The 18,528-nt window shown below is 41.9% G+C and carries 18 protein-coding genes; 8 read left to right on the top strand and 10 right to left on the bottom strand.

All coding sequences use genetic code 11. From position 1 onward, the window contains the following. The first annotated feature begins 62 nt into the window (after positions 1-62). Positions 63-1,877 (top strand): oligoendopeptidase F, encoded by a 1,815-nt coding sequence (gene pepF / locus EBO34_RS04835; protein ID WP_122896794.1) that lies wholly within the window; start codon positions 63-65, stop codon positions 1,875-1,877. Positions 1,878-2,033: 156 nt separating this feature from the next. Here the strand turns inward: pepF and EBO34_RS04830 are convergent, their stop codons facing one another. The 3 genes from EBO34_RS04830 to coaA all read right to left on the bottom strand — a co-directional run bounded on the left by EBO34_RS04830 (position 2,034) and on the right by coaA (position 5,548). After that, complete coding sequence (locus tag EBO34_RS04830; protein ID WP_249414005.1) at positions 2,034-3,158, bottom strand: M20 family metallopeptidase; 1,125 nt, start codon at positions 3,156-3,158, stop codon at positions 2,034-2,036. 923 nt (positions 3,159-4,081) lie between these two features. Then, the gene (locus EBO34_RS04825) at positions 4,082-4,414 is read right to left on the bottom strand and encodes a winged helix-turn-helix transcriptional regulator (RefSeq protein WP_236784390.1); all 333 of its coding nucleotides are present in this window, start codon (positions 4,412-4,414) and stop codon (positions 4,082-4,084) included. 177 nt (positions 4,415-4,591) lie between these two features. After that, positions 4,592-5,548 (bottom strand): type I pantothenate kinase, encoded by a 957-nt coding sequence (gene coaA / locus EBO34_RS04820; RefSeq protein WP_122896792.1) that lies wholly within the window; start codon positions 5,546-5,548, stop codon positions 4,592-4,594. Between the two features lie 229 nt (positions 5,549-5,777). On the opposite strand from coaA, the gene EBO34_RS04815 reads away from it, so the two are divergent. Next, on the top strand, positions 5,778-7,376 hold the full coding sequence (locus EBO34_RS04815) for an ABC-F family ATP-binding cassette domain-containing protein (RefSeq protein ID WP_122896791.1): 1,599 nt from the start codon (positions 5,778-5,780) through the stop codon (positions 7,374-7,376). Positions 7,377-7,523: 147 nt separating this feature from the next. Beyond that, entirely contained in the window at positions 7,524-8,498 is a 975-nt protein-coding gene (locus EBO34_RS04810; RefSeq protein ID WP_122896790.1) for a phosphotransferase enzyme family protein, read from the top strand. Positions 8,499-8,624: 126 nt separating this feature from the next. Here EBO34_RS04810 and EBO34_RS04805 read toward each other — a convergent pair whose 3' ends face one another. Both EBO34_RS04805 and EBO34_RS04800 read right to left on the bottom strand, forming a co-directional pair. After that, a complete protein-coding gene (locus EBO34_RS04805; protein ID WP_183163715.1) occupies positions 8,625-9,500 on the bottom strand; it encodes a DUF3307 domain-containing protein in 876 nt (291 codons plus the stop codon). A gap of 1 nt (position 9,501) precedes the next feature. Beyond that, positions 9,502-10,194, bottom strand: coding sequence for a SatD family protein (locus tag EBO34_RS04800; RefSeq protein ID WP_122896788.1), 693 nt, complete (start codon positions 10,192-10,194; stop codon positions 9,502-9,504). Positions 10,195-10,387: 193 nt separating this feature from the next. Between EBO34_RS04800 and rarD the strand changes: the two genes are divergently transcribed. From rarD to EBO34_RS04780, 4 genes are all read left to right on the top strand, one after another. Further along, on the top strand, positions 10,388-11,320 hold the full coding sequence (gene rarD / locus EBO34_RS04795; protein ID WP_249414004.1) for an EamA family transporter RarD: 933 nt from the start codon (positions 10,388-10,390) through the stop codon (positions 11,318-11,320). Between the two features lie 11 nt (positions 11,321-11,331). After that, on the top strand, positions 11,332-11,652 hold the full coding sequence (locus EBO34_RS04790) for a hypothetical protein (RefSeq protein WP_122896787.1): 321 nt from the start codon (positions 11,332-11,334) through the stop codon (positions 11,650-11,652). A gap of 181 nt (positions 11,653-11,833) precedes the next feature. Beyond that, positions 11,834-12,415, top strand: a complete 582-nt coding sequence (locus tag EBO34_RS04785) for a winged helix-turn-helix domain-containing protein (protein ID WP_122896786.1) — start codon at positions 11,834-11,836, stop codon at positions 12,413-12,415. Further along, on the top strand, positions 12,408-13,667 hold the full coding sequence (locus EBO34_RS04780; protein WP_122896785.1) for an MFS transporter: 1,260 nt from the start codon (positions 12,408-12,410) through the stop codon (positions 13,665-13,667). Before EBO34_RS04785 ends, EBO34_RS04780 begins: the two co-directional genes overlap by 8 nt. A 91-nt stretch (positions 13,668-13,758) precedes the next feature. Here EBO34_RS04780 and EBO34_RS04775 read toward each other — a convergent pair whose 3' ends face one another. Beyond that, the gene (locus EBO34_RS04775; protein WP_183163714.1) at positions 13,759-15,093 is read right to left on the bottom strand and encodes an FAD-dependent oxidoreductase; all 1,335 of its coding nucleotides are present in this window, start codon (positions 15,091-15,093) and stop codon (positions 13,759-13,761) included. A gap of 125 nt (positions 15,094-15,218) precedes the next feature. Between EBO34_RS04775 and EBO34_RS04770 the strand changes: the two genes are divergently transcribed. Continuing rightward, on the top strand, positions 15,219-15,401 hold the full coding sequence (locus EBO34_RS04770) for an H-type small acid-soluble spore protein (RefSeq protein WP_122896783.1): 183 nt from the start codon (positions 15,219-15,221) through the stop codon (positions 15,399-15,401). Between the two features lie 65 nt (positions 15,402-15,466). Here EBO34_RS04770 and EBO34_RS04765 read toward each other — a convergent pair whose 3' ends face one another. From EBO34_RS04765 to EBO34_RS04755, 4 genes are all read right to left on the bottom strand, one after another. After that, positions 15,467-16,147: a TVP38/TMEM64 family protein gene (locus tag EBO34_RS04765; RefSeq protein WP_183163713.1), complete on the bottom strand. Its 681-nt coding sequence runs from the start codon at positions 16,145-16,147 to the stop codon at positions 15,467-15,469. A 106-nt stretch (positions 16,148-16,253) separates the two neighbouring features. Further along, entirely contained in the window at positions 16,254-16,979 is a 726-nt protein-coding gene (locus EBO34_RS04760; RefSeq protein ID WP_122896781.1) for a ZIP family metal transporter, read from the bottom strand. Positions 16,980-17,085: 106 nt separating this feature from the next. Then, a complete protein-coding gene (locus EBO34_RS21050; RefSeq protein ID WP_283234579.1) occupies positions 17,086-17,208 on the bottom strand; it encodes a hypothetical protein in 123 nt (40 codons plus the stop codon). A 12-nt stretch (positions 17,209-17,220) separates the two neighbouring features. After that, a complete protein-coding gene (locus EBO34_RS04755; protein ID WP_122896780.1) occupies positions 17,221-18,495 on the bottom strand; it encodes a helix-turn-helix transcriptional regulator in 1,275 nt (424 codons plus the stop codon). Positions 18,496-18,528 lie beyond the last annotated feature (33 nt).

Here is an 18,528-nt window from a genome sequence, read left to right as displayed (position 1 = left end):
CAAACCCCCGGTGACTTGTGTATAATTAAATCAATCACCGCAATCGACAGGAGGAACAAAAAATGGAAGCAGTAAAAGGACAAAAAAGGACCAGAAAGAGTGTTCCGGAAAGCCAGACATGGGACTTATCAGACCTTTTTTCCAGTGAAAAAACGTGGAAAGAAGAACTGCACAGATTGAATAGTGACATTTCCGAAGTCACCCGATTTTCAGGACGCCTGAACCACAGTGCAAAAACACTTTTAATGTGTCTTCAAGCAAGAGATGCGTTTATCGAGAGAGCGTACAAAGCAGCAACATACGCAAGCCTGAAGCTGGCAGAAGACGGTTCAGACCCGGTTAATCAGGGAAATTACGCAAAAGTGTCTGATATATTAGCTGGATTTGACGCCTCTCTCAGCTTTATCGATTCAGAGGTCCTTCAATTTCCCGACGGAAAAATCGGAGAATATCTTAATGAAGAACCGGATCTCCTTGTTTACAAAAAGAACCTCATGGATCTTGAAGACCGCAAAGAGCACACCCTCTCACCTGAAACAGAAAAAGTATTAGCATCTTTGTCTGCCCTGCATGCAGCCCCGTATGCGATCTATTCTCAGAGCAAGTCGAGCGATATGTCATTTGACACATTCCTGGATGGAAACAACGAGGAACAACCCTTAACTTTCGCATCATACGAAGACCGGTTTGAGCTGAGTGCTGATCCTGTAACCCGCAGAAACGCTTACGAATCTTTTACAAATGGGTTGCAAAAATACAAAAATACATACGCCGCAGGTTATGCAAAAGAAGTGACCAAGCAGGTCACGCTTTCAAAGATCCGCGGTTACAATTCCGTCACTGAGATGCTTTTGCATCCCCAGGAAGTTTCTGTTGAGATGTACGAAAATCAGCTGAACATCATTTATAAAGAACTTGCCCCGCACATGCAGCGGCTAATGAAATTGAAAAAGCAGCAGTCAGATCTTGACGAAATCAGGTTCTGTGATTTAAAAGCGCCTCTCGAGCCCTCCTTCAACCCGGAGGTGACGTATGATGAAGCCTGTAAAATGATCCTGGAATCATTGGAAGTTATGGGTCCGGAGTATATGGACATTATGAAACAAGGGCTGAATGACCGGTGGGTGGACAAAGCTGAAAATGACGGCAAAATGACAGGAGCATTCTGCTCCAGTCCTTATGCCTCCCATCCCTACATCCTTCTGACTTGGACTGACATGATGAGGGGAACGTTTATCCTTACACACGAGCTCGGTCATGCAGGCCACTTCTACCTGGCCAACAAATATCAGCAAATCTCAAATGTGCGGCCTTCGACATATTTCGTTGAAGCTCCATCCACCCTTAATGAACTCCTTCTAGCCGATCACCTGATTAAAAAGTCTTCTGAGGCTCAAATGAAGCGCTGGGTTATCCTCCAGCTTCTCGGTACGTATTACCACAATTTTGTCACCCACCTTCTGGAAGGTGAATTTCAGAGACGGGTTTATACGATGGCCGAAAACAACGAGGCACTGACTGCAGATTCACTATCAGCAGTTAAACTGGACGTATTGAAAGGGTTCTGGGGTGATACAGTGAGTTTTGATGATAGGGACGCACTTACTTGGATGAGGCAGCCGCACTACTATATGGGCTTGTACCCTTACACGTATTCAGCCGGTCTTACCGCTTCCACCCTTGTCGCAAAAATGATTAAAGATGAGGGACAGCCGGCAGTTGAGAGGTGGCTTCACGTGTTAAAGTCAGGAGGTACGATGAAACCTCTCGAACTTCTTTCCCACGCCGGAGCAGACCTGTCAAACCCGGCCGCGATCCGTGAAGCTGTATCTTATGTAGGAAGCCTCGTGGATGAAGTAGAAAAAAGTTACACGTGATTAAAGGCTGCTTATCAAAGCCTCCTTTAAACACAGGTGTTGAATTCCGCCCAATGCGCTCCCATCAACACTTTCTATAAAAACATTCTTAACGTTTTCATAAAACAGTAAATAAAAGGCTGTTTCAGAGGGATAATATGCCTTTTGAAACAGCCTTTATAAGTCTTCTATAAAATGAGCGAGCATTGCAGTTCTTACAGGAAGCTCCTTTAATAGAAGATGTTCGTGTTCAGCATGGGCACCATCCCCCACACTCCCCAGCCCGTCAATGGTCGGAATCCCGAGAGCAGCCGTGAAATTTCCATCACTGCCTCCACCTGCATGTGCCTCCTCTATTTCCAGACCGACTTTCTTTCCTGCAGCTTTCACTTTTTCAAATAATAATACCCCTTTTTCATTACGTTCCATAGGCGGCCGGTTTAAGCCTCCGGTAACAAAAATCGATGTCCCGTCCAATACCGGAGTCGGGAACCCTGCAATTGACATAATCCTGCCTGCCTCTTCACTGGTTTTCACCCTGAAATCAATATGCGCCCTGGAAAATTCAGGCACAACATTTAACCTGGTGCCGCCATTAACAACCCCGACATTCACTGTAGTTCCTTTCATATAGTCCGTTAGAGACTCCAGATAGAGAACCTGGTGTGCCAGCTCTTTTATTGCACTTCTGCCCTCATGATGATTACTGCCCGCATGGGAACTCTTTCCGAGAATACTGTATTCGTAAAACCCCACTCCACTCCGGGACGTTTTAATAGCACCCGACCCGGATACCGGAGGTTCCATTACAAGAACAGCATCACTCAGTCTCGCTTCTCGTTCAATAATATTTCTTGAAGTCTGACTTCCAACTTCTTCGTCGGACGTACACAAAAATACGATTTCCTTATCATCCATACCACCGAGTTCAAAAAGAGCTTTTACAGCCCACATTGCCTGGATAATACCACCTTTCATATCAATTGCTCCAGGTCCGTAAAGTCTGCCATCTTTCTTGTACGTAGTAAGACGCCCTTCATCCCAAACTGTATCAAAATGCACAAGGATCAAAATGCGTTTCCAGCCTGTTCCGATATTTACACGGAAGTGATCTCCGCGATGTTCTTGCGGGTACAATCTGCTCTTTGTCATAAAATGATTCTCGAAGAGCTTCATTAATAAACTTCCACATTTGTCTACAAGATTTTTTTTATAGGTAGGAGATTCCGCCTTAATGAGTTGTATAACTTCCCCTTCCTGCTGCTGAGCATTCCTATTCATATAGTCAAGATACCTGCTCAAATGTACATCCCTCCAGCCGCCTGCACTCTTTACCTACATCTTATTCAGGAACACGGCCGGTTGTCTCTATCAATTTAGTTATGCAAAGACCCCGGAATTGCTTTACTGAAATAATTCCGTTCTTTATAAAGAATAAAACATGTTTTTCTGATATAGCTTCAACCCGGAATGGACTCCGAGTCATTGAGTGGACCATCCATTCATGCGGGTTTTATTATTTGTATTGTAATTGTCTTAATTCACAAAGTTTAAATTTGTATTTAATTTGTGCCAAATTTAACCCCGCTTTATTTGTTTTTCTTTTGTATCAGACTTTAGGCTTATACCTCCTGCGCGGTAACTAGTATAGGGACCAGGTTTTCGCTGCCTTTAATGCTTCGCAGTTTTCTTCGTCTAAGCGACTCGAAACTCATCCGTCATGTAAACGTGCAGAGACTGGGACATAAGTGTTTTAGTCAACGAGAACCCGAACATAAAAAATATGCGGTGCAAATAAATCGCTCCTGAAATATACTTCGCTTTCCGCGGGAAGCGGGTTACCCTCCGCGTGCTACGCACTGCGGGGTCTCACCTTTGCTTTACATCCCGCAGGAGTCTGCGTATATTTCATCCGCTACTTTCGTGTGGCGGGCCGGCATGCCTTCTCAGACTGCGTCCTGCGGGGTCTTTTCTGGCCCTCACCGCCACAGGAGTCTCAGGCACTCAGACTCCATTATCTTTATTAAGTTAAAGCAGCAATTTTCACGAAAAAACACCATGATAATTAAATTTGCACCATAGGGCACATCCGGTCTTTTTTTGCTTGGTTATACTGTTCCTGGGAATTTTACAGCACAGCTCATCGCAGTTGAATTCAATTCTATTTCAAAGTGGCCTTCAAATAAAAAAGAGGTGTGATTCAACAGTTGAATCACACCTCTTTTTTACGAATATTCTTTTTGTTTTTCCCCGGAACGGTGCCGCATTCCCCATTCCACCATATCTTCAAGCATCGACTCCAGCTCTCTTCCATATGGAGTAAGGGAATATTCCACCTTAGGCGGTACGACCGGATAGGCTTTGCGCTCAATGAGACCATCTGCTTCGAGTTCTTTTAGCTGTTTAATAAGTGTTTGATGAGATGCTTCGTGAAGTTCTGTTTTCAGCTCATTGAACCTGAGTGTGCGGCCGACAAGTTCAAGCAGAATGATTCCTTTCCATTTCCCGCACACCACTTCCAGTGTCGTTTTAAGGTTTTCCACTTTTTCTTTATCCAAGCCAATCCCTCCTATAATCTATTAAGCGCTAATCATTGATAATGAAGGTAATGAAGTATGACTGTTTGATTAGTTAATAAATACCCTGTTTTTCACAATTAAACCCAAAGAGGCTGATCCACAATGCATTTAGTCACTGGAATCAGCCTCACATATGAAAATGGTAAATAATCACACTTAAATCTTTCTTAAATGAATGTGTTCCACAGAATGATGTTTGCCTTTTCTTAAAATAAGATCGGCTCTGTGTTTCGTAGGGAGAATGTTGTTGTATAAATTGACCTCGTTAATATCTTTCCAGATTTTCGTCGCGATTGCGGTGGCTTCCTCATCACTAAGACCGGCGTATCTTTTGAAATAGGATTGAGGGTTCTGAAAAGCGGTGTTTCTAAGGGTTTTAAACCGTTCGATATACCAGTTAAAAATATCTTCTTCAAGAGCATCAACATAAATGGAGAAATCGAAGAAATCCGATACGAATACTTCAGGAATTTCCCTTCCGTCATTGGCTACCTGTAACACATTAATCCCTTCCACAATAACGATATCCGGCTGGGTGACAGTCTGTTTCTCACCTTCTACGATATCGTAGACAAGGTGGGAATAAACAGGTGCACTCACTTCTTCTTTCCCTGATTTTAAATCTGCAAGGAAGTTTATCAGTTTTGCGGTGTCATAACTTTCAGGGAACCCTTTTCGGTTCATTATTCCCCGTTCTTCCAGGACACGGTTTGGGTGAAGAAAACCATCAGTTGTAATCAGTTCCACTTTCGGGTGGTTTGGCCACCGGGACAAAAGGGCCTGTATTAGTCTTGCCGTTGTGCTTTTTCCAACAGCCACACTGCCCGCCATACCTATGACGTACGGGACTTTATTTGTCTTTTTATGGAGAAACAGATTGGTAACGGAATGCAGATCCTGCGAAGCCGTTGTATAAAGGTTGATTAACCTCGACAGAGGAAGATAGACACTCGATACTTCGTCGAGTGAGATGTTTTCATTTATTCCCTGAAGCGCTTCTATTTCTTTTGCAGAAAGAGGCTGTACAGAGCCTGGACTCAAAGATGCCCATTCTTCCTTCTGCAATGTTATATAAGGAGAGTACTGCTTATGTATAGGATGATTTGAAATCATGCTGAATGACCCCTTGTCGTATGTTTATGTAGAATGAAAACGCTTAACCTTGCTGTACTTTGTCAATTTTAACACATTCTTTGCATTATTGCTGTTTCTTTGTCATCCATATTACTTCAAATTGCGTTCATTGAAAATAAGAATGAATGTTTTTTTATACCTTAATCGCTTTTCGCCAGTGAAAATGTTATACTTTTCTAGACTTTGTATTGTAAAAGGATGAGGAAAAATGATTAATGTATCAAACGTTAGTTTGCGATTTGGTGATCGCAAGCTTTTTGAAGATGTAAATATTAAATTCACACCCGGGAACTGCTACGGCCTAATTGGTGCCAACGGTGCCGGTAAATCGACATTTCTTAAAATACTTTCCGGAGAGCTTGAAGCACAGACAGGTGACGTAAGCCTGCCGCCGAATCACCGGATGGCGGTACTGAAGCAGAATCACTTTGAATATGAAGAGTTCACCGTGCTTGACGTGGTTATTATGGGCCACGCGAGACTTCATGAAGTTATGAAAGAAAAAGACGCTATCTATATGAAAGAAGACTTCTCTGATGAAGACGGCATGAAAGCAGCCGAGCTCGAAGGAGAATTTGCAGAACTTAACGGTTGGGAAGCCGAGTCTGACGCTGCAGTATTATTGAGCGGTCTTGGAATCGGTGAAGAATTGCACCAAAAGCAAATGGCTGACCTTACTGGTGGAGAAAAAGTAAAAGTCCTTCTTGCACAGGCTCTTTTCGGCAACCCTGATGTCCTTCTTTTGGATGAGCCTACAAACCACCTGGACATTAAAGCCATTAAGTGGCTTGAGGAATTCCTGATTAACTTTGATAACACCGTCATCGTTGTGTCCCACGACCGTCACTTCCTTAATAAGGTCTGTACGCACATCGCTGACCTTGACTTTGGAAAGCTCCAGATTTATGTAGGCAACTATGATTTCTGGTACGAATCCAGTCAGCTTGCCCTTAAAATGCAGCAGGATCAGAACAAAAAGAAAGAAGAAAAAGTCAAAGAACTTCAGAACTTTATCGCACGCTTCAGTGCCAATGCTTCGAAATCGAAGCAGGCAACTTCCCGTAAGAAGCTACTTGATAAAATCGAACTTGATGACATTAAACCTTCTTCACGTAAGTATCCTTATGTGGCGTTTAAGCCTGAGCGCGAAATCGGTAACGACGTCCTCCAGGTAAAAGGACTTACAAAAACCATTGACGGAGTTAAAGTACTCAACAATGTAAGCTTCATTATGAACCGTGAAGATAAAATTGCTCTTGTAGGTGATAATGAAATTGCCAATACAACCCTGATGAAGATTCTCATGGGTGAAATGGAGCCTGACAGCGGTGAATATAAATGGGGCATTACAACAAGCCAGGCTTACTTCCCTCGGGATAACTCCAAGTACTTTGAAGGAAACGAAATGAACCTGGTTGACTGGCTGCGCCAGTATTCCCCGGAAGATCAGACCGAAACGTTTATTCGAGGCTTCCTGGGCCGTATGCTCTTCTCCGGTGAGGAAGCAAAGAAAAAAGCAAGTGTATTATCCGGAGGAGAAAAAGTACGTTGTATGCTTTCAAAGATGATGCTTTCAGGATCCAACGTTCTTCTACTTGACGATCCTACGAACCACCTTGACCTTGAGTCCATTACAGCACTCAATAACGGGCTGATTAATTTCAAAGGTGCCATGATCTTCACATCCCATGACCACCAGTTTAACCAGTCTATTGCCAACCGCGTTATTGAAATCAAAGAAGAAGGCGTATTTGATAAAGAAATCACTTACGATGAATACGTGGAACTTCAGGCAGCAAAAAAATAAGCTTGTAAATAACCGGCACTCCTCTCTCAGAGGGTGCCGGTTTTTAATTATTAGTTACCATAATTTTATTATGTAAATTAAAAATACCTTTAAAGTTTTTCCAGTCTCAGTTATAATACAGCAAACAGGAACGAGGGAGGAAATCAATTGGAAAAATACATTGACGAGCTCTTTACAGAAAGCATACTGTCCGAAGGTCTTGCGCGGTTTGGTGTTATCAGTAAAAAGAAACTCGGGGATTTTGAGAATTATGTGTTTGAAGGCTCACTTGGAGATCTGCCGGTTATCGTCCGGTTTACACACAGCAGTCACCGTACAGCCGTGGAAATTGAAAGTGAACTCCACTGGCTGATGTATTTAAAGAGCAACAGCGCTGATGTGTGCGGTCCCCTTCCTTCGTTACATAACAACATGATTGAAAAAATCATAGCAGATGACCGTAACACATTCTTTGTATGTATGTTTGAAAAAGCAAAAGGAAACTCGGTAGACATAAAAAAAGAGCTTCATAACCCTTCCCTCCTGACTGCCTGGGGTAAAGCCACCGGCAAGCTTCACCACATTACAAAAAGATATTCAAAGCCACCGGAAATTCCAATGCGTTCTGATCTTATATCTTCCTTTTCCAGTCAGTTTGCCCCCTTTCTTCCGGACGATGGTTTGATTAAGAAGCGAGTGAACCATGTGGTACAAAAGACGAGGAGTATTCCTCAAACACCCGAGACGTACGGACTGATTCATTCTGATATTCATTCAGGCAATTTCTTTTTCGACGGACGTGAAGTGTTCATTTTCGACTTCGATGATGCGGGCTATCATTATCTCGCAAGTGATCTGGCCATTCCACTTTACTATTCACTTCTTCATATTTCTGATAAAAAGACTCGTGACGAAGAGGCGGGAAGGTTTTTATTTTACTTTCTCAAGGGTTATGAGCAGTTAAGCACTCTTCCCCCCGGCTGCCTGAACGACCTTGAGGTCCTGATGATGTTCAGGGATTGCGAGCTCTACGGAGTGTTGAACAAAAAATGGGATACAACTCAGTTAAATGAAAAACAAGCGGGTTTCCTTAATGGACTAAAAGTACGGATACTGGAAGCAACCCCTCTTGTATCCCTGTAAATTCTGAATTACTGCATAACATCCACCTTTTATGATCGGTTTTGGTTTCTGTTAACCTTCTAAAAAGAAAGGAGACTCAGAAGGTCGCTTTTCTACCTTTGAGTCTCCTTCTCAACCAATGAACTTCTATTGTAAAACCCCAAGGGCCACTACCCCAAGGACAATACCGATTAACGAGCTTGAAAAAGTTCCGATTAAATAATACTCTGCGAACTGTTTGTTATCAAACTGCTTGAATCTGGTGAGGGACTTCAAAGCTGCCAGAAAGGCCAGTCCATGAGGAAGCTGAACAAGAAGGAGAAAAATAATAAGCAGCCTTTCAAGCATCCCGATATACCTTCCTATTTTCTGGGAAGAATCTTTAAACAACTGCTCTGTTTTCACAGAAACCATTTCAGACTCTTTTTCCCCGTTAGGCAGAAATCTTGTTCTGACTTCTGTCTTTTCATTTGCTATCGTGTAATGATTTTTCTGAATATCATCTTTTGGTGTGAAGTCTTTCAAGAGAATCCCCAGAAAGTATCCAGCTCCGTATGTTCCAATGACAATGATACAGCCCAGGGCAACCACTCTCTCCATTGTTTCCCACGGATAAGCACCAGCAGAAAACAAAACAATACCGTCATAAATTCCACTGAAGGAAAACGAACCTAAACCAAGGAGGGTCAAAACAAGTAAAATGGATATCACGTGAAAAACCTGGTCCAGTACAAATAACCCTGCCTGATATGGCGTTGCCTGATTTAGAGAAACGAGTCTGATTTTCAGGTAATCTATGAAAAAGTGAATAATTGCAATGAGCGCTGCTGCCAAAAGGATAAGGGAAATACTGCCCCCATAAATAAACCAGTAGACCATAAGGAGCACAACATAAACATTAACGTGAATGAAACTGTGGGCAAGGAGCCCTTTTATGATATTTTTTCTCTTTAGATCAATCAGTCTGTCACTCTGGAACAAAAAATCACAGAGCAGATGACCGAACAAAATCCATAGCCACACCCTATCCCCTCCTGTCTTCCAGCTTTTCGCCAATATAAATCAGCAGATCATCGAAGCTTTTTTCCATCGCCTTTACTCTAAGATATTGAGAGCGTGCCAGCAAGTAACTAACGGTGGATTTCGGTGATTTGTAACCAAGTTCTTTTCCTGCTTTTTCGAATGTATAATCCGGATTTGTTTCTAAAAATGAAATTGCTTCCCGTTGTTTTTTCGTCCACGCATGTTTCTTTTCAAGAATCGTTAAATACAGGCTGTTCAATGAAGAAGCAGGAGCTTCTTCAGAAGAGAAAAAGACTGCGCTCCGAGCCCCCTGCTGCCATACCTTCCCTTCCTCACCTTTTTGCTTCAATTCATCATCCCTTGCTGACAAGGCTTGAAGGACTGCACTTCCGTTAACGGTATGAATCGACGTTTCATTATTTTCCACATATCCGATTCCTACTCCTAAATAAAATGAAAGTCCTCCGCTTTCCAGCGTTTCTGTCATTTGCTCGATAACCGGTCTGACCTGTGAAAAAGCAGTCAATGCCCCAATCATCTCATCCCCGCCTCGGATATCGAATGGTACTATGATATTTTTTTTAAACTGACGGTTCAATTTTTCTTTACACAGCTTTAAAGTTTTCATCAGCTGCTGTTTATTTACGATTGAAGATTTCTTTATGTCAATCGCAAAGCATACTGCAGGTTTCATTTTAATCACCTCCAATGATATCAACCGGCTTAAAGTTGATAAAAAAACATCAACAAATTAATAGTTGTCGTATTTACGTCAACTATAACCTGAAAACTAGCATTATTCAACAATCCTTTCGGAAGGCAAAACATTTACAACTTACTTTTTCCGATATACACTAGATAAAAACGTGTGAATCGGGGAATGACAGGTGAAAAAGCAGGAACAGCGCAGCCAGACAATCATGGGAATAACGGCAGGAACAGGTGCTTATATGATATGGGGATTTCTCCCAATCTATTGGAAGTACCTTGGGCATGTGCCGCCGGCGGAGATTCTCGCTCACAGAATCATCTGGTCCCTGCTTTTTATGTGTATCGTTATTGTCATCTTGAATAAAGGTAAAGAATTACTTGAAGACCTGGCCTATTTGAAGACTCATCCAAAAATCACAGCCGGTCTGATTCTGGCCAGCTTATTTATTTCTGCAAACTGGCTTACCTACATATGGGCGGTGGCTAATGACAGTATTATTGAAGCGAGCCTCGGGTATTATATTAACCCTCTCGTAAGTGTCTTTTTGGGCGTTGTTTTTCTAAAAGAGAAGGTAAACTTCTGGCAGAAGACATCATTTGTTCTTGCTGCTGCAGGAGTGCTTATCCTTACTCTGTCCTTTGAAGGTGTGCCTGCAGCAGCCATCCTTCTTGCTTTAAGTTTTGCCTTTTACGGACTGGTTAAAAAACTTACAAAGATCGGTGCTTTCACAGGGCTGACCTTGGAAACCCTTGTGCTGGCCCCCGTATCCATTGGCTACCTTTTTTACATTCACGAGGATGCCGGCTCAGCTTTTTACGGCGGGGACGTAACCATGCCCCTCCTTATCGGAGCAGGCGCCGTGACTGCTGTACCTCTTCTCCTGTTTGGTATCGGAGCTAAGAAGATCCCTCTCTCCATGATTGGGATTCTCCAGTACATTGCTCCGACCATTATGCTTTTTTTAGGTGTTTTCTCATACAGCGAAACGTTCCAGTTCGTTCATCTTTTTTCGTTCAGTGTCATTTGGTTTGCTTTAATTCTTTATTCTTTCTCGAACACAAAATGGCTCAACCGGTTTAACCCTGCCAGCAAGAGCCTGTCCCAGTGAGGAGGTTGCTTATGAACCTGGATCGTATCGTTTTTATTCTATTATTTCTGGCGGCACTTATCATTCTTGTTTATTCTGCAGTCGATCTCCAAAACTATCCATACTTTCTGACTTCTTCAATCGTAGTGGCTGTATCAATAGCCCTGTTCTTTATCTTCATGCCGGTTTTAACAAACCAATGGTACGTAAGACTCATAGTGGTAAATGGGATTGTCATTATCCTTATGCCGGTTTTGGAGTCAGGGTTAAGGTGGATCTTTGTTTCCCTTCTTTATGCTTCCCTCCTTCTGGCTACATACGGCGCCTGGTACTTGCTCAAGTTAAAAAAATAATGCTGGCTCTGACCCCCGCTCCGGTCAGAGCTTTTTCCTTCCGCTCAAAAGGGAACGTATGTTCTTATTTTAACATAAGGAAGAATTTTCTCAATAATCCAAAATAACTATTGACACTTCAAACGTTTCAGTAATATAATACATTAAAATAAATTTGAACGTTAAAGGAGTTTAAATCCATATGGCTAAGCCGTACATTATTAATGATATTGAACAGCTGAAAGTGATTAGCGTTCCGATTCGAATCAAAATATTGTGGGAGATTTTCGAAACACCGCGTACTGGTAAGATGATTGGAGACCTCCTTGATACCCCCCCGTCCAAAATCCATTATCATCTGAAAGAACTGGAGCGGGTAGGTCTTATTTATGTAGAATCGACCGAAGAGAAAAACGGCATTATTCAGAAGTTTTATAAAACAATTGCTCCAGGCTTCCAACTCGGAGATGTCCTTCCCCAGCAGGAAGGGGTTGTATTGAGTGATTCGTTAAAGGAAAATATCGTAACTTCCCTTGATAAAACAAAATCAATTGTGAAGCGCGGAGAAGAAGAACTGTCCACAGAGACGTTTAACTATTTTACAACGCTCAAACTGACCAAGGAGCAGTATGACGAGGTAAGAAATAAATTTCGCGAAATTGCTAAGTTTCTTATGGATCAAAAAGATGCAGACACTTCCGGAAAAAAAGGAAATGAGTATCATTTTAATTTTATAGGTCTTCCTGCAGGAAATAAAAATGAAGGGGAAGAAGAACATGAGTGAAATGGCAGTAAAAGTACAAACCGGCAGCGAAACGGAGCGGCGCCTTTTTAAGGAAAAGAATTTTGTGTTTTTGTGGCTGGCAGGTTTGTTTTCAAGCATGAGCATGTCGGTCTTCCTTTTCAGTCAGTCATGGTTTGTCGTACAGAGTCTCGGGCTTGAAGCCTCACTCGGACTGATTTTTATTGCTTCAACAATCCCCCGCCTCTTATTCATGGCCATCGGCGGTGTCATTGCGGACCGCATCAGCAGAACCAAAATCATGTTTATCTCTGACATTACCCGTGCACTTCTCGTAGGAGGGCTGGTCCTATTTCTCATCACTGATTTGATAAACCTTTGGACACTCGTGTTTTTTGCCCTTTTGTTCGGTGTTCTGGATGCTTTTTTCTGGCCTGCATCCGGTTCAATCCTGCCTACACTCGTGAAAAGCAAGCATCTGACAAGAGCAAACTCCATTATTCAGATGACCAATCAGATGGCCATGATCTTCGGACCGATGATTGCAGGTTTTGTTATTGTTCTTATCGGTTTTACCGGGTCCTTTACTCTTACCAGTGTATTGCTTTTATTAGCCAGCGTGTTTGTTGCCTTCATAAAATTAGCAGGGAAAACGTCTTCAAATCATGCAGAAGAATCCGCTCCTTCTTTACTCCAGCAACTAAAACAGGGAATTGTTTATGTAAAAACATCCGATCAACTCTCAGCGCTTCTGATCACGACTGCTTTTCTGAATTTATTTATTGTCGGTCCCCTCATGATGGGTCTGCCGTTGTTTGTTTCAAACGTTCTTCAGGGTACGACACTGGACTTCAGCTTTCTTGAAGGTGCCTTTGCTGCCGGGATGGTTGCAGGCTCCATTACCATTGCCGTGTTAAATGTAAACAAAAAACGCGGTTTCATCGCTATGTTAAGTGTTCTTGGAATGTCTGTGGCCCTTCTTGTATTAAGCCAGACCTTTCTATTATGGCAAAGCATGCTTGCAATCTTCATACTTGGGATTACATTTTCATTTTGTAATATTCCGTTAATCTCCGCTATTCAGGACATGTGTGATAAAAACATGATTGGAAGAGTTATGAGTTTATTAACGATGTCATCCATGGGTCTGACCCCTGTTTCTTTCGCCATTACCTCTTTGTTACTCTCGATTGGTGTAAGTATTCACTACATCATGGTGACAGGTGCATTTCTTGTAATGATCCTTGTTCTGTTCGTTTTTGTAAAGCTTCCGGCAGTTAAAACTATTCATTAAAACAAGGGATTAAGAGGTTGACCCAAAAGATGTTTTTTACCTTTTTGGATTAACCTCTCTTTTTTTACCGCTCAGCTGTTCAGACAAGAAATCAACGTTTCTCCCACGGGTAATCATCTTCTCTTGCAAAGAAGTGCCTCATTTTTGTCTCATCGGATAATGTATACCGTGAGCTTTCCCCGGGAGGAAACCCTATATGTCTCGGCCAGTCCAGAAGATTCATCGGCCACATTCCCATTCCTGATATATTAAGGAGATGTTTAAAGTGAAGCCTCGGATGATTCTCAAGGTGTTTTAATGCCTTCATTCTTATTTTCTGCCACGCCCTGCTTCTAAATGAATAAACAAGAGCACTCTGATGACTGAGCCCGGAAACAAATTCCGACCTCGGTTTACGGACCCGTTCATACCACCCGAGCATCTGGGGATCGGTGCGGTTGTTTGTAAACATCCAGCAAAGGAGTTCGCCCAGAACATCGGCATCCTGAATGGCCATATTCATCCCCTCCCCAGCCATTGGATGCACGCTGTGGGCAGCATCTCCCAGAATAGCCATTCCTTTATCAACATAATGAGAAGTATTATGACGGATTGGGATCATCAGCTGAATCTCTTTCCACTTTTTTATCTGGTCCACGTACCCTCTCATTTCCGGCATAAAATCATAATAAGCCTGAAAAACAGGTTCAAGGCCTTCTTTTCTCATTTCCTTGTAACGTCCCGGCTCAATCATATAGACTGACCTCACTTGATCATCGGGCAGCGGAAATAAGCCTACAAAATGGTTTCTTGTTGCCAATATGGTCGCCTCTGTAAGAGACGGGGGCCTCGGAAAGGTAACAGTGAGAAAATGATGATTATACTGCATGGAATGCAGGGTTGAATCCATTGCTTTTCTGACCGGGGATATTCTTCCTTCTGCACCGACAATAAATCGGGTTTTTACTTCCCTTTCCTCCCCATCCTGATTAATAACAGCTATTTGTTCTGAATGGTCCCTCCCTTCCTTTATCCGTACAAGCTTGGCAGGGGTCCAGTAATCAAAAGAAGGATAATCGTTCGCTTTTTCAAGAAGCAGATTTCTTATCTTTTCATGAGGGGCCATTCGGGCATGATTATATTTGGTAGGCAGCCAGTCATAATTCAGCCGGCTGTGATAAAGAGTTTCAGGTGCTTCCCCACTTTTCAGTTCAACCTCGTACGTATGAATTTTATCAAGCTCATAGGAATGGGGCAGCAGCTTATCAAGCACATCCACTTCATCAAGAATCTGAAGACTTTTAGGCTGAAGGAGCTCCCCTTTATAAACAAGTCCTCCCTTAACATCTTTTTCAATTACAAGAAGGTTGACACCGCACCGGGCAAGCTTAACTGCAAGAGTGAGTCCTCCGACACCTCCACCAATAATAACCACATCATAATCCAAAGCATCCACCACCTTTAACTTTTAAAATATTTCCCCTTAGGCCGGACAGGTAAACACCCAGTGCATAATTCGGTACCAGGATTCAGATAATGAGAAGCGAACAGGAAATATTGGAGGTGAATAATATGGACGCGATGCGCGCACAGGAAATTGTGGACTCCGCAAAAGAACACAACGTGTTCTTTAACGGAACCCGGGTGTGGATTCAGCACGTAGATTCAGAAATGGATACAGCGAGAGTCTTTCCGGCGAAGGATCCAGATGACGAGATGACCGTTCCTCTTGACCAGCTGCAGGAGCAGCACTGACTAAAAAGGAGGAGATTCAAAAGGTGAGAATATACCTTATGAGTCTTCCTCCGTTGTATCTTTTACTATTTTGTTTCATCAACAGGCTCCAGGTCCGGATCAAGGTTAATATTACGCTTACCTAATTTACTCCGGACATATACAGGAATTAAAAAAGCCACAAGGAAAGTAAAGATTGTTACAAGAATCATCCGCCAGTCCCCGTCGACAAAACTTGCACCGAGAAACGTAAAAGCAAATGTGCCGGGGATAATCCCGCACATTGTTGCCCCTATATAGGTTTTAAATTTAATTCTCGATATGCCCGATAGATAACTCACAAGATCAAAGTTTACGACCGGGAGGATCCGTAAAACAAGAACATAAAAGAACCCGTGTTTCTCTACTCGGTCCTGAAGAACTTCTGCTTTCCCTTTCCACTCACGCTTCGCTACTTTTTTCCCGAGCTTTCTTGCCAGCCAGAATGATAAAGTTGCACCTAATAATGATCCCACATACGTAAATAACGGGGCGAAAAAAGGCCCGAAAGAAAGTCCCCCCGCGACTGCCAGTACTGAAGCCGGAAAAAGGGTTAACGGCCGTATCGCGAAAATAAAAATGTAAAGAAGCGGGGCCAGAATTCCGAATGAGAGAATCCAGCTTCTGATGGAGTCCGGATCAATACGAAAAAATGACTGATTTAAAAAATACACAAGATATACTGCAGCGAGAATTACAATCATTCTTACAGCGATTTTTTTCCACATATTAAACCCCTTCATCATAAGTGTCCTGCTTTTCTATACCCGGTTTTATACCTGCATCACTCTTCAATACAAAAAAACATACCACGAACGCAGTATGTTTTCAAACTCAGAACACTGTAGTCAGTAAAAGCATTGCCAGAAGTCCGAGAATAAATGAATAGGTCGCAAAAAGAGCATTCCCATCTCCGTGACTTTCGGGAATTAATTCTTTGTAAATAATATACAGCATGGATCCTGCAGCAAATGCAAGACCAAACGGAATAACACCATCTGCAAAACTGGTTAAAAAATACCCTGCCAGTGCTGAGATATATTCAAGAACTCCCGTAAGAAGTGCGATGAGAAAGGCTGTTATCATACGAACTTTCTGCTGTATAAGGAATAGGGCAATTAAAAAACCTTCAGGCATATTCTGAAGACCGATTGCCAGTGCAATTAAAGGACCAAGCCCCTCTACTCCGCTCCCGTAGCTGACCCCTACCGACAAGCCCTCAGGCATATTATGCAGAGCTACTGCTGTAATAATAAGCATGGCTTTTTTATCAATTTTAACACCGTACCCATGCTCCAAATGATGATGGGGAACGGTCGTTTCAAGTATAGTTAATGCAAGAACCCCGGCGGTGAGACCAAGACTGACCATTATAAAATCGGATAATGCCAGAGCCTGTGGAATAAGTTCGAAGACGGCAGCTGCCATCATCACACCTGCACATAAGGCTAGAAGCACATCGCGAAACCGGTGTGTTCCCTTTCTGAAAATAAGGGCAGGAATCGCGCCGATACCTGTTGCCCCCGCTGCAACAGCATTGCCGATTAAAAATTCATTCACCTTCAACCACCCGCTTGTCCTTATTCAAGATATAACAGTATATTTGATTAAAAGAAAAAGAATTACAAAATAAAAAAAGGTGAGCGGAATGCTCACCTTAAAATACTTACATTGCTGATTCAGTTACTGAAAAAGGCATTACCCAATCAGGGTTAGATGCAAGACTCGCATCTGGAGCTACTAAAGTTACCAATGCTGTAATTAATGCAAAAGCGATAATTTTTTTCATTGTTCTTCCTCCTTATTTTTCTTTTAGTTTTATATGGTATTGATAGAACAACCTGGCTGATTCAACCAAAAGATCTTGATCGTTTAATTCGTCGCCTAACTCGAATGCAGATTTAGCTGCATTAAAATAGAGCTCTGCACTTCGATAGACTTCTTGTGCTTTTTTGGTATTTTCAATATATTTCTCTTTTTCCCCAATTGCTTTATGATATAACCCTACTGTCAGATAACACGTCCCTCGAATTGAAGAACTTTCTACCTTGGGTATAAAAGAAATAACTTCTTTTATATATATCTCGGCCATATCATAATTTTCAAGTTTTAAATTACACCTTGCAAGAAGTTCAATCGTATTAATTAAATCACTATGAAATGTATTTACTTTTCTCTTAAGCGCCAAGGCACGATTTCCATACTCAATAGATTTTTTATAGTTTTTTAAGTGAAGGTATACTAAGCCTATGTTATGGAAGATAAATGACGATGTTTTTAAGTCACTATTGTAAATAAGAAGGGTTTGAGCCTTTTTATAAATATCCAGAGCATCTTCATAATCATCTCTTTGAAAATAAATGTTACCAAGATTGATATAGGTATCTGTTAATTGCTTAATTTCACCTATATCCTGAAAAATACTTTCAGCTTTTTTAAGGTGCTGTTCCCCCCAGCTGAGATTTCCTATGAAGGCGTAAGTTATACCTAAGTTAAAATAACAGATCCCGACTTCAAAAGGATACTTTTCAAAATTAACTTTTACATTTATTGCGCTGTGAAAACTCATTATAGCTTTCCAAAATTCTTCTTTAAAGAAATAAAGTGCGCCATAAATCCTTAGATAAATGAAGTATAGATCATTAAAAGTCTTAACTGACTCTTCGTCTATGCTTTCAATCATATCAAATGCTTCTTTGATCTTTCTTTCCTTAATAAATACCTGACATTCTACCAAAGCAAGTTTTGTATGAAGTTCAGTAGAAAAATGCTCTTCTAACTCTTTCGCTCTAACTATGTTTTCTTTAGCCAGCTCAAGCAGCTCACGATAGGCATACCTTAGTGCAGAATCAAGCAGTTCATTCGCCTTGCGAATATTTGTTTCCTTTTCAATTCCGAGCAGAGAATCTACAGATGTACCCAGCCTTGCTGCTAATTCAGGCAGGATATCGTCAGGAACGTGACGAACATTGTTTTCAATGTCCTGTATGTATTTTGGAGATAATATTCCGTCGGCCAGTTCCTCGACGGTCAAGCCACTTTCATTTCTGAGTAATTTAATTCTGTCTCCAATCATTTTACCACCTGAATCTGAATGTTTAGATAGTTA

It is taken from the genome of Alteribacter keqinensis (assembly GCF_003710255.1).
GTDB lineage: Bacteria > Bacillota > Bacilli > Bacillales > Salisediminibacteriaceae > Alteribacter > Alteribacter keqinensis.
Note: the sequence above shows the minus strand (reverse complement) of the source record. Positions and strands in the feature narration are given on the sequence as shown.